General features: G+C 54.9%; 9 protein-coding genes. 3 read left to right on the top strand and 6 right to left on the bottom strand.

The annotated features are described in order from the left end of the window. Nucleotides 1-25: 25 nt before the first annotated feature. Nucleotides 26-238, bottom strand: a complete 213-nt coding sequence (locus tag EPIR_RS10810; protein ID WP_023655437.1) for an MbtH family protein — start codon at nt 236-238, stop codon at nt 26-28. A gap of 5 nt (nt 239-243) precedes the next feature. Further along, nucleotides 244-1,590 carry an enterochelin esterase gene (gene fes / locus EPIR_RS10805; protein WP_023655436.1) on the bottom strand — a complete coding sequence of 449 codons (1,347 nt, stop codon included), beginning with the start codon at nt 1,588-1,590 and terminating at the stop codon, nt 244-246. 304 nt (nt 1,591-1,894) lie between these two features. On the opposite strand from fes, the gene EPIR_RS10800 reads away from it, so the two are divergent. Further along, nucleotides 1,895-4,084: a TonB-dependent siderophore receptor gene (locus EPIR_RS10800; protein ID WP_023655435.1), complete on the top strand. Its 2,190-nt coding sequence runs from the start codon at nt 1,895-1,897 to the stop codon at nt 4,082-4,084. A 200-nt stretch (nt 4,085-4,284) separates the two neighbouring features. Continuing rightward, nucleotides 4,285-6,213 (top strand): sigma-54-dependent Fis family transcriptional regulator, encoded by a 1,929-nt coding sequence (locus EPIR_RS10795; protein ID WP_023655434.1) that lies wholly within the window; start codon nt 4,285-4,287, stop codon nt 6,211-6,213. A gap of 63 nt (nt 6,214-6,276) precedes the next feature. On the opposite strand, the gene EPIR_RS10790 is transcribed toward EPIR_RS10795, so the two are convergent. Both EPIR_RS10790 and EPIR_RS10785 read right to left on the bottom strand, forming a co-directional pair. Continuing rightward, entirely contained in the window at nt 6,277-7,332 is a 1,056-nt protein-coding gene (locus EPIR_RS10790; RefSeq protein ID WP_023655433.1) for a 2,3-butanediol dehydrogenase, read from the bottom strand. Nucleotides 7,333-7,535: 203 nt separating this feature from the next. Continuing rightward, nucleotides 7,536-8,993 (bottom strand): AMP nucleosidase, encoded by a 1,458-nt coding sequence (locus tag EPIR_RS10785; protein WP_023655432.1) that lies wholly within the window; start codon nt 8,991-8,993, stop codon nt 7,536-7,538. Nucleotides 8,994-9,436: 443 nt separating this feature from the next. Between EPIR_RS10785 and EPIR_RS10780 the strand changes: the two genes are divergently transcribed. Then, nucleotides 9,437-10,660: a cupin domain-containing protein gene (locus tag EPIR_RS10780; RefSeq protein ID WP_023655431.1), complete on the top strand. Its 1,224-nt coding sequence runs from the start codon at nt 9,437-9,439 to the stop codon at nt 10,658-10,660. Nucleotides 10,661-10,717: 57 nt separating this feature from the next. On the opposite strand, the gene EPIR_RS10775 is transcribed toward EPIR_RS10780, so the two are convergent. Together EPIR_RS10775 and EPIR_RS10770 are read right to left on the bottom strand one after the other, a co-directional pair. Further along, complete coding sequence (locus EPIR_RS10775; protein WP_023655430.1) at nt 10,718-11,377, bottom strand: DUF421 domain-containing protein; 660 nt, start codon at nt 11,375-11,377, stop codon at nt 10,718-10,720. Between the two features lie 161 nt (nt 11,378-11,538). Next, on the bottom strand, nt 11,539-12,030 hold the full coding sequence (locus EPIR_RS10770) for a hypothetical protein (RefSeq protein ID WP_023655428.1): 492 nt from the start codon (nt 12,028-12,030) through the stop codon (nt 11,539-11,541). Nucleotides 12,031-12,170 lie beyond the last annotated feature (140 nt).

Below are 12,170 nucleotides of genomic sequence, written 5' to 3'. Positions count from 1 at the left end.
ACCTGTGTAAAGGCGGGGCCGCGTTTTAGTCCAGGTTCTGCAACTCTGCGGGACGCATGTCCTGCCAGTGCTCTTCGATATAATTGATGCATTCAGCGCGGCTTAGCGCTCCGGCAACCTGCTGCCAGCCAGCGGGAACCTCGGCAAAGGCGGGCCACAGGCTGTACTGTCGGCGTGCGTTCAGCAGCACCAGAAAGCTCAGGCTTTCATCGTCAAAGGGATTGTGTTGTTCGTTCATGGTAATTACCTGTTTTCGCCAGAAGGGGATGAAGGGATAAAATCGGCCAGCAGCCAGAGCAGCCCATCGAGCAGCCCGCCACGCCAGCAGAGGGCATCATGGCCGCCGGAGAAAATGCGGAAATTAACCTGGTGCCCGGCGGAGACCAGCGCCTCGCGCATCTGTTGATTAACCCAAACCATGTCGCATTCGCGATCGCCAGCTTCCTGAAATATTTTGAGCGTCCCGGCAGGCAGTTCGCCTGACCGCAGCCGTTTGGTCAGCCATCCCATTTCGTGCGGCTGGGCCTGATCGAAATGCGTAATCAGTTTGACATGGGGCCACCAGAATGAGCCGGACTGGCTCAGCACGCGGCCAAAGCGATGTGGCCAGTGCAGCCCGGCGAACATCGCCGCCAGCCCGCCGTAGCTCTGACCGGCCACGAGCGTGCTGTCCGACCGCTGGCTGAAGTCGACATACGAGCGCGCCAGCGGCAGCAGCTCTTCCTGTACCGCCTGCCAGAATAAAGTGCTGCACGGCAGCTCTTTTTCACGCCAGTCACCGTCAATGGCATCAATAAGCAGCCAGCAGGCGGCAGGCAGATGACCGCTGGCGGTTTCTGCATCAAGGGCGGAAAACAGCGGCAGCCCTTCTGCCCAGTGTTGTCCGTCCAGCAGGATAGCAAGCGGGCGTTGTTGCGGGTCAGTGGTGCTGCCGGTGGTATAAAGCCAGATACGGCGTTGATTACCCAACAAACGACTGTTCCAGCTAAACGGTTGCAGGCGGCGCTGGTCTGTGTCGGCGGGCTGCCCGCAATCGAAAGTGTGCCAGCCGGGCTGGTCCGGGGCCGCAGGCATATGCGCGGCAGACAGCCTCTGACGACGACTGTTGTAATAAGGGCGGCTGCGATTAAGCGGATCGGAAATGGCGAGCGGGAACAGCGAAATCCACCATTCACGTTGCTGTCTGCGGCGCGATGCTTCATCGCCACTGAAGGGCGGCGGTAGCTGTGATGCCTCTACCGGGATCAGGCTGTAGCTGCCGCGCCATTGCTCATCGATGGGGGTTGACCAGTGCCAGACGTCCGTTCCGGGCAGGCGTTGCAGGCTTTGTGGCTGCGGACTGTGATGGTCGGTCACGCAGTTAATATCCACGTAAACCTGTTTGATTGTTGAACGGGTTTCATCACCCTGCGGATCGCGCCAGAGATAGCTGGTCAACACTTGCCCTTCGGCAAATTCTTCCACCAGCGGAGTGCCGGTTTCGGCAATGTGCTGCCACCACGCCTCTTTGCCAACGTTATCGGCGGCAAGCCTTTGTGCCACATAACCAGCGACCTGACGCAGCACACACGTTCTATTCCCTGTTGCCACGATAATTTTCCTTGTTTGATATTGAATGACTTACCGCAGGTCTCAGGGATCTCATTTACAGTAAGTTACGATAATGCGAATAGTATTGAGAATAATTTACATTTGCAATAAGATGTATAGCAACTTTCTTCTGCAATCTTAACCTGTGGTAAATAAGGGGTTTTTGAAGAAGGTGAGATGAAACGCCGCAATCCGTGGCAGACATCATGCTGAATCTTCGCCATCACCCGTCTGTGATGCTTATGGATGGGCAGGCTTTATGATTTATTTCTTAGGCAGACTGTACCCGCAGAGATAACAGAACATGTTTACTTCGAAGAAAAAAAACGCAATACCCCTTTATGCAATACGTTCCGAACGATCAGCAATGCGACTGGTTCTGGCATCCTCGCTGTTCATGTTACCCGCTGCACCGATGGTGGCTGCGGCAGAGAATACCCTGACGGTCACCGCTGAAACCCAGGAAAGCGTCACCGCACCCACTAAAGGCATCGTCGCAAAAGAGAGCGCATCAGGGACAAAAACCGCCACCGCGCTGCGCAAAACGCCGCAGTCCATTTCTGTGGTAACCCGCGATCAGATGAACGATCAGACTCCGGCCTCGGTGGCGGATACGCTGAACTACAGCAGCGGGGTGATCACCGGCTATCGCGGTAACTCAAACCGTAACGATGAGGTGATCAGCCGTGGTTTTCGCTATGCGCCGAAACTGCTGGACGGACTGCACTACGGTTTGTCCAGCTCCAGCGGCGGGGCGGGGCAGTTTGAACCCTGGCTGTTAGAGCGCGTGGAAATGGTGCATGGCCCGGCAGGCGTGCTATACGGCCAGGTCAGTCCCGGCGGGCTGCTGCTGATGACCAGCAAGCGCCCGACCGCAGAGAGCATTCATGAGGTAAAACTGAGTACCGGTAATCGTCATTTCGGCGAAGCGGCGTTTGACTTTGGCGGTAAGCTGAACGACGACAACACGCTGTTCTATCGTCTGAACGGCATTGCTAATACCCGAAACGAGTTTGTGAAGAACAGCAAACAGCAGCGGGTGGCGATTGCGCCAGCCGTCACCTGGCTCCCGAATGAAGACACCAGCTTTACGCTGTTAACCAGCTATCTGAACGATCCGAAAGCCGGTTCGCGTAACTTTCTGCCACGTTCAGGAACGCTGTATGCCAGCCCGGATGGCTACAGCGTTCCCTATGACTTGAACGTCAGTGATTCAACGTTCGCCAGGTCGAAGCGTCAACAAACCTCAATCGGCTACAGCCTGGAGCACAGCTTTAACGAAGCGCTCTCTTTTACCCAGAATCTGCGCTACAGCCATCGTGATGAAGATTACAAATACCTGGTGTATAACGTTGACTCCGGCGATCACCGCATCACGCGTATGCCGCAGCATGAAAAAGTCATGACCAACGAAATTAACCTTGATAATCAGCTGAAAGGGGTGTTTGAAACCGGCGATGTCTCTCATACGCTACTGGGCGGGATGGATTATCGTTACAGCCACATTGATGCAAAACTGTCGCGTGACAGAAGCAGTGACTATCTGCTCGACTGGACTAATCCGACCAGTACTGACATTGATGAAAGCAAGCTGGCGTTGGCCAGCAGCACGCTGAAAACCCTGAATCAGTACGGCGTTTATGCCCAGGATCAGCTGGAGTGGAATCACTGGAATGTGGTGCTGTCAGTACGTAATGACTGGTCGCAGGTGCGTACTCAGGATCGCGTTAGGGGCAGCGATCTGAGCTACAATGACAGCCAGATCACCGGTCGTGGCGGCCTGCTGTACGCCTTTGATAGCGGCGTCTCCCCTTATATCAGCTACAGCACCTCGTTTGAGCCGGTGCTGGCGCAGAGCCTGCCGGGTAGCGATGCGCTGAAACCGACCACCGGTAAGCAGACCGAGGTGGGCGTCAAGTATCAGCCGACCGGCAGCAATATGCTGATGACCCTCTCGTGGTTCAATATCGACCAGAAAAACGTGGTCAGCGCTATCCGTAACACGAACTATTCCGACCAGATTGGTAAGGTCAACTCGCAAGGGATCGAAAGCGAACTTCACGCGCAGCCGACGCCGGAAATCAGGCTGATCGCCGCCTATACCTATACCGATGCCACCACCAAAGAGTCAAGAACTGCCGCAGAAGTGGGGCACACGCCGCCCGCCATTCCGCGCCATACCGGTTCAGTATGGGGCAGTTACAGTTTCCTTGATGGCGCTCTGAACGGACTGACCGTTGGCACCGGCGCACGCTACGTGGGTAAAAGCGCCGGGGATCCGACCGGTGAATACTACGTTCCGCACTACATGCTGTACGATGCAATGGTGAAATATGAACTGGGACAGGCGCTGCCGGTGCTGAAGGGGACGACCCTACAGTTCAATGCCCAGAACCTGACCGACGAGCACTATGTCTCATCCTGCTCCAACAGCGGGGCATGCTTCTACGGGGCAGGACGCACCTTCATTGCCTCGGTCGATTACCGCTGGTAACTCATCTGACCATTAAGTCATCACAAGGAGCCCACTCTGGCTCCTTTTTTTTATTCGCCGCCTGCCAACTCTCTGCCGTTAAATTTTTTACCTCTTGACTCATTATTACAGGCAAAATTAAGCAGTAACGTTCCAATAAGCGTATCCTGTTAGCGCATAAATAAACGTTGTCATTCCCACTCTCCACAGGAGAAAGGCCCGTGAACCAGAGCCAGCGCGAACATATTGCCACCGTGGTAGCCAGTACACGCGAAAACCTGCCATCCACGGCGGAGCATCAACACGATCGGACTATCCGTGACTCCTGGCTGCGCTGCATTGAGCTTCACGGTTTGGAGCCTGGCCGAATGCAGGAAGCGCGTATCCTGCCGTGGACACAGCTGCGTGAACATCGCGATCGCATGGAAGAGTTTCGCGGCATTGCCCGTCATGCGTTGACGGCGCTCTATCAACAGATTGCCGGAGCGGGTTATGTGGTGCTGCTAAGTGATGCGCAGGGGGTGACCGTCGACTATCTCGGGGATAATACGGCGGAGAGCGGGCTGCGCCGTGCCGGACTGTATCTGGGAGCGCAGTGGTCTGAAGCCTGGATGGGAACCTGTGGGGTGGGCACTTCGCTGGCGACGGGCAGGGCGCTGACCGTGCATCAGGCCGATCACTTCGACGTGGCGCATATCGCGCTGACCTGCTCCGCCGTGCCGCTGTTCGATCCTCAGGGGCAGCTTATTGCGGTGCTGGATATTTCGGCGCTGAGTTCCCCGCAGGCTAAATCCAGCCAGCTGCTGGCATTACAGCTTGCCCGACTGGCTGCGCAGCAGATTGAAAGCGCCTGGTTGGTATATCGCCACCGCGATGACTGGATACTGAAACTTAGCCCATCGCCCTCAGCTGGGCTTAATCCAGATTTTCTGATAGCCATTGACGCGGCTGGACGCCTATCCGGCGGTAATCAGCGCGCCCGACTTATGCTGGAACAAGAGCTGGCGCTCTGCCCGGCGTCCTCTTCCGGCGGCGGCATGCTGCTGGGCAGGCCGATGGAACAGCTGTTTACCGCCTCCATCGACAGTTTGCCGCAGTGGCTGGCCAGCGCCAGTGGTCATCAGAAAACGCTGGCGTTGTGCAATAGCGGGTCAGAACTCTATGCCAGCGCACAACAGCCTGCCACAAGGCCAGGGCAGCTGATGCCAATGGCAGCGCAGGCGTTGCCCGCTCCGCTGGCAGCACTGTGCGGCGGGGATCGGGGGTTACAGATGCAGTTGCAGCGCGCGGCACGCCTGTTGAATGCGCGTCTGAATCTGCTGGTTCACGGCGAAACCGGCTGCGGGAAAGAGTACTTTGCCAAAGCCTTTCATCAGTCGGGCGAACGTAGCAACCGGCCGTTTGTTGCCGTTAACTGTGCTGCTATCCCGGCCGAGCTGATCGAAAGCGAGCTGTTTGGCCATCTGCCGGGCAGCTTTTCCGGGGCGGGCAGTAAGGGACGGCGTGGTCTGATCCAGGAGGCTGATGGCGGAACGCTGTTTCTTGATGAAATCGGTGATATGCCGCTGAAAATGCAAACGCGCCTGCTGCGCGTACTGGCGGAGCAGGAAGTGCTGCCGGTGGGGGCGTCTCGCCCGGTGGCGGTTAACATCCGGGTGATTTCGGCGTCTCATCACGCGCTAGACCAGCTGGTTGCGCAGGGGCGTTTTCGCGCCGACCTGTTTTACCGTTTGCAGGGCGCGCATATTTCCCTGCCGCCACTGCGCCAGCGCCGCGATCTTGACTGGCTGATCGACAATATGCTTGATGCACCGGTGCAGCTGTCGGCGGCCGCGCGGCAGTGCCTGCATCAGCACGACTGGCCCGGTAATCTGCGTGAGCTAAGCAATGCTCTGGCCTATGCGATGGCGATATGTGACGGCGGGCGTATTGAAGCCGGCGATCTGCCGGACGGGATTGGGGGAAGGCCGTTAGCAGAGCACACCTTGTGCGATCGGCCTGAACTGTCACAGGAAGCATTGAGGCTTATCCAACATCTGCGCGCCGCCCGCTGGAACCACAGCGCCGCCGCTCGTCAATTGGGGATCAGTCGTATGACGTTGTACCGCCGTATGCAGCGCTTTGGTATTGTTTCGCCCCGACAACAATAAATGTCACCCTCGCCGGAGGGCTGCCATATGCGGCTGTGCTCCCCGGCGACAGTTACGGCGCGTTTATTGTGGCGGACGTACCAGAATTTTCACCTGGTTCTTCTCTTTCACCAGCGTTTCAAACCCTTCGGTCACCAGGTCTGCCAGATCGATACGTTTGGTCACCAGCTTTTCAGCCTGGAAATAACCCTGGGTCATCAGTTCCATCACCGCCGGGAAAATATGGCGATAGGCGATGATACCCTTCACGCTACGTTCGGCCAGCACCACTTTATTCGGGTGGAACGAGGCTTCGCCCTCCCAGATGGAAACAATAATGGTTTCGCCTTCATAGCGCGTACTGTCAATGCACTGTTTCAGCACCACCGGCACGCCGGTCACTTCGAAAGCCACATCCACCCCGCCTTGACTGCGTTCACGAATGGTCGCTACCGCGTCCTGCTGGCTGGGGTCGATAACCACGTTTGCCCCCAGCTCACGCGCTTTTTCTGCACGCTGCGGCGACAGCTCCACCACATAAATTTCTGAGGCACCCGCTGCACGCAGCGCTTCGATCATCAACAGGCCAATCGGCCCCGCGCCAAACACCGCCGCTTTATCTCCGACCTTGAGCTTACTCATCCGCACTGCGTGCAGCGCAACGGCTGCCGGTTCAACCAGCGCGCCCTGCTCATATGAGAGTCCTTCTGGCATGGGATGCACCATGTGTTCGTCGACCACGGTAAAGGAGGAAAAACCGCCGCCGCCGCCCGATAAACCGTGAAAACCGAGGTCTGCACACAGATTGTATTTACCTTCGCGGCAGGCTTCACAGGTGCGGCAGGAGAGGATTGGCTCGACCACCACGCGTTCACCCACTTTCACTTTCGTGACGCCGTTACCCACCGCAACCACCTGACCCGAAAACTCGTGGCCCATCACGATGGGGGCTTCGTCATGGCTCAGCTTGTGCGGCTTGCCGACCGGAGCAAAGATAGGGCCAGCCAGATATTCATGCAGATCGCTGCCGCAGATGCCGGTCCAGGCAATTTTGATTTTTACTTTGCCTGCACTGACCCGGGGTTCTTCGATATCTTCCACGCGAATATCATGGGCTTTATGCCAACGTGCTGCTTTCATCTTATTTCCCTTGAGATTGGATAACTGCCTGCCCATTGTCACCTATTGGTGACCGGTAAAGGCGCTCGGGGAGGGTGATGCGAAAAGCGTGCCAGGATCGGAATGAGGATCAACAGGGCTACAGAAGGTCATCTGCCGTTGAGTGAGCGCGAAAGTGACGCAAATTGTGACACCTGTAACGGTGACAGGTGTCACTCAGGGGGTTAACGGAACGGCGGCTCGTCAAAGGTGCGCAGTTTGCGCGAGTGCAGCCGATCGCCTTCGGCACGTAGCAGATCGATAGCACGAATACCGATTTGCAGATGCTCGGAGATCGCCCCTTCATAGAAGCGGTTTGCCTGGCCCGGCAGCTTAATCTCGCCGTGTAACGGTTTATCTGAGACACACAAAAGCGTGCCATAAGGGACGCGGAAGCGATAACCCTGGGCAGCGATAGTGGCGCTTTCCATATCTACCGCGACCGCCCGGCTGAGATTGAAACGCAGCGCCGAGGCACTGTAACGCAGCTCCCAGTTACGGTCGTCAGTGGTCACCACGGTGCCGGTACGCAGACGCTGTTTTACCTCTTCGCCCGGCATACCGCTCACCTGTTTGGTGGCGTCATACAGCGCGCGCTGAACCTCTGCAATGCTTGGGATCGGGATATCCGGCGGCAGCACCGCGTCCAGCACATGATCGTCGCGCAGATAGGCATGAGCCAATACATAGTCGCCGATGGTCTGGCTTTCACGCAGCCCGCCGCAGTGCCCAATCATCAGCCAGGCATGTGGACGCAGTACCGCCAGGTGGTCGCAGATGGTTTTCGCATTTGACGGACCCACGCCGATATTAACCAACGTGATGCCCTGACCATTTTCGGCGGTCAGGTGCCAGGCCGGCATCTGGTGCTTTTTCCACGCCAGATCGGATACCGCTTGTTCCGGATGTAAGGTGTCGCGGGTAATGGTGGTGCCGCCTGCACAGGACAGGGTCTGGTACGGCGATGCGGGGTCGGCGATCTGCGCGCAGGCCCACAGCACAAATTCATCTACGTAGCGTGTGTAGTTAGTAAACAGCACGTAGGGCTGAAAATCCTCCACCGGAGTCCCGGTGTAGTGGCGTAAACGTGCCAGAGAGAAATCCGTGCGCAGCGCATCAAAGTGCGACAGAGGGAAGGTTTCTCCCGGTGTCAGCAGGCCGTCGGCATTTTCATCGCCAATCTGCGACAGTTCGGTGGTGGGGAAATGCCTGGCGATACCGGCGCTCATACTGCGGTCCAGCGCCAGATCGGAACCATCGAGCACGTATGGGAAGGGGATCTCCTGCTGTGACGGCAATACCGCGATCTCAATCGGATATTCGCCGCTCAACATATTGAGCTGCTCACTCAGATAGTGGTGCAGCAGCGCCGGGCGGGTAATGGTGGTGCTGTAACAGCCTGCACGAGTGAAGCGACCAAAGGCGCGGGTGAGGCGCTGCACCGGTGCGCTGCCGTTCCAGCTGACGCGCAGCTGCGGGTAGACAAACAGTCCGGCGGCGCGCTGAACCGGATCCGGCAGGCTGCCATTATCGATAAAAGCGGTAATGGCAGCACGCAGAGCTTCTACCGCCGCGTTGTACTGGTTTTCAAGGGCATCAAGCGCTTCGTTAACCGTCAGGGATCGCACTTCGGGGTGAGTCATGAAAACTCCTTGCATCATTTACAGGTTTGTTGCACAGACTAACCGAAGACAACAATAAAAGGATAGCACCCGTGAGATAGCTGACGAAATGGCGTTCAGGGAGATGAAGGATGCAGTCGGTAGAGCAGCTAAAGCCAACAGAATTTATCCTATAAAATGAGTCAGAATGTTAAATTTAATTAATTTAAATCATAAGAAAAGAAAAGGTTAATGGCTGCGATTGGCTATTTTAGCGATAATCGCAATTTATAACGTTAAATAAATCTTGATATTATCAGCTGGAGTATGGTCGTGGGGATGCTTTGCTGAACCAATGATATTTCTTATTGAGCGGTAAATTGTTACATATCCGATGCCCTGATTATTCCCGATCCTGATTATAGCTGTTTAGCTGGTTAAATAGTTTCCAGCGTCACAATGACATGGATTAAGGAATATCAGTGATGAATAAACTCTCCAGAAGACGTTTTATGGCGTTCGCAGCGGGTGGGACGGTGGCGTTGGCTGCCGGTCAGGTTTACGCACATGACGACAGCATCAAATCTTATCCCGCCAATCCCGCATCTGGCGGCAGGGACCCCGGCCCGCACGATCCCGTCCGGGAGGCAGAAAATCCGGACATCCTCAACCCACCGATAACCGATAGCGGCACATTGCCCAATTTGCGTTTTTCATTCAGCGATGCGCATGTGCGCAAAAGCAGCGGCGGCTGGACGCGGCAGGTTACCCAGCGTGAGCTGGGCATATCAACCACCATTGCCGGCGTTGATATGCGCCTGAATGCGGGTGGCATCAGGGAACTTCACTGGCATAAGGAGGGGGAGTGGGCCTACATGACCTGGGGGAACGCGCGCGTCACCGCATTTGACACCGACGGAGGCTGGTTTGTCGATGATATCGGCGTTGGCGACTTATGGTATTTCCCACCCGGTGTACCGCACTCTATTCAGGGGATTGGCGCTGAGGGCTGTCAGTTTTTACTGGCGTTTGACGACGGAAGTTTTGATGAGGACAGCACCTTTTTACTCTCCGACTGGTTTAAACATATTCCGGCGGATATTCTGGCCAAAAACTTTCAGGTGCCTGTTTCGACATTTTCTAATCTTCCTTCCCCTGCTGACGAATATATCTTCGCGGGAAAGGTGCCGGGTAGCCTGGCCGGAGACAGTATCACCGGCGCGGCCAAATCAAAGATCGCCTTTACCCACCGCATGCTGGCCCAGGAGCCCATCAGAGCACCGGGCGGAACGGTGCGTATCACTGACTCTTCAAACTTTCCGATAGCAAAAACCATTGCGGCAGCGCTGGTGGAAATTGAGCCGGGTGGAATGCGTGAATTACACTGGCATCCTAATAATGATGAATGGCAATATTATCTCGAAGGCGAGGGGCGTATGGGCGTTTTTGCCTCCTCAGGTCAGGCCAGAACCTTTAACTACCGGGCGGGTGACGTAGGGTATGTTCCCTTCGCGATGGGGCATTATGTTGAGAATACCGGCAGTACCCCTCTGCGTTTTCTGGAGTTGTTTAAAAGTGATTACTATGCCGATATTTCTCTCAACCAGTGGCTGGCCAGTACGCCTCCAGAACTGGTGAGGCAGCATCTGAAGCTGGATGACACCTTTATGAACGCTCTTTCGCTGAAAAAAAATCCGCTGCTGAAATAGCCTTAATGACCAGCCTGGCTGGTCATCATCATTGGCAATCACCGGGTTATCGCTTTATTACTCAATGTTGCGCTTAACGTCACCATTTTTCATAATAAAGGTCAGCTTACCGTCCCAGAATTCAGCAATAAAAACATCATCGCGGTTAACGCCTATTTTCTCCAGCCTGGCGTCCAGCCACTCTTCATCTTTATCAATGCCGTTTAACTCCGAAAATCTCGGCGTACCGTCTTTCATCAATATCACCGAAGGCATTTTTCCCCCTTCGCAAACCACGGAAAGAGAGCCGCTGGGTTCAATCTGGGCGTAGCGGATCTCCTGGAAGGAGTGAATCCCCTGAGAATGAAGTTGAGAGGCAACGTTTAATATATCAATTTTATTCTTTCTTTTAAGGATGTTATCCATCAAGAACTTACCATTCTTGATGATTGGGATCGGTTCGCCTATGGTAAAGGAACGGAAGAACCAAATATGTTTGCTGATCCAGTTCAACAGAGATATCAGGGTGACACCCATCAGAAGAACCAGAATATACTGATGCATAGGAATGGCATCGCTGTAAATCACACCGCCAATAATCCCACCAAGCACAAAGTTGCCGATGAAATCAACGGGAGTCATTTGAGAGAGTTGAGTTTTGCCGGAAAAGTTGAGGTGTGAAATAACCACCACGAAACCGATAATAAATTTGAGCAGAACAATCGCATAGTAGATCATATTGTGTCCTTGCAAGGAAAAGGGGCATACAGCCCCTTTAAATGACGATTGAGTCGATGATGGCAGCCCATCGCAATGGGCCGCTGCCCCATTCCACGGAGGCCGGGGAGGGCAAGGATAAAATGCCCATTTCCGGCGACTTGTCAGGCAGTTTTTAGCACTTATTGTTGTTGTGAGTTGCCAGCCTGTGGCTGAACATCAGACTCTTTTGGCTGAATACTGTCTTTAATCTCTTTTGCCTGACCGGCTGCATCTGAAGCCAGAGTATTAGCCCCGGCAATGGCATTATCCTTGATCTGGCTTGCCTGCTGGACAATCTGATCACTTTTCTGTTTAGCATCAGCCTTGATGGCATCAGCTTTGTTTTTGGCTTCTTCTGACAGCGAGGCTGCTTTGTTATCCGCCTCAGCTTTGATCGCTTTAGCCTTATCGGCCAGCTGCTGAGCCTGGGTAGACGCCTCCTGCTTTATGGCGTCAATATGCTTATCCGCCTCTTTTTCAACCGCACTGGCTTTATCGGACGCAGCGTCTTTGATCTGCGCGGCATTGTCTTTCGCCTTATCAAGGTTAGCATCCACCTTTGATGCATCGTCACAGCCTGCAATCAGCAGACAGATAGCAGAAGCAAGCAGGGTTTTATTCCATAATTTCATACGCTTTCCTTTTGGATTTCATCATATTGAACGCAAAATATTCCGATACAGAAGTCAATCGAGGCCAGTGTTGCCGAAAATGGAGTAACAAACGCCATCAGAAAGTCGTTGTTCTGTATTGGTAGGAATTATCCTATTGT

This window comes from Erwinia piriflorinigrans CFBP 5888, assembly GCF_001050515.1.
Lineage (GTDB): Bacteria > Pseudomonadota > Gammaproteobacteria > Enterobacterales > Enterobacteriaceae > Erwinia > Erwinia piriflorinigrans.
Note: the sequence above shows the minus strand (reverse complement) of the source record. Positions and strands in the feature narration are given on the sequence as shown.

Bases quoted from the DNA above. Each gene is read 5' to 3' on its own strand.
- EPIR_RS10810 (WP_023655437.1), bottom strand. From the start codon at position 238: ATGAACGAACAACACAATCCCTTTGACGATGAAAGCCTGAGCTTTCTG.
- EPIR_RS10800 (WP_023655435.1), top strand. From the start codon at position 1,895: ATGTTTACTTCGAAGAAAAAAAACGCAATACCCCTTTATGCAATACGT.
- EPIR_RS10790 (WP_023655433.1), bottom strand. From the start codon at position 7,332: ATGAAAGCAGCACGTTGGCATAAAGCCCATGATATTCGCGTGGAAGAT.
- EPIR_RS10785 (WP_023655432.1), bottom strand. From the start codon at position 8,993: ATGACTCACCCCGAAGTGCGATCCCTGACGGTTAACGAAGCGCTTGAT.
- EPIR_RS10780 (WP_023655431.1), top strand. From the start codon at position 9,437: ATGAATAAACTCTCCAGAAGACGTTTTATGGCGTTCGCAGCGGGTGGG.
- EPIR_RS10775 (WP_023655430.1), bottom strand. From the start codon at position 11,377: ATGATCTACTATGCGATTGTTCTGCTCAAATTTATTATCGGTTTCGTG.
- EPIR_RS10770 (WP_023655428.1), bottom strand. From the start codon at position 12,030: ATGAAATTATGGAATAAAACCCTGCTTGCTTCTGCTATCTGTCTGCTG.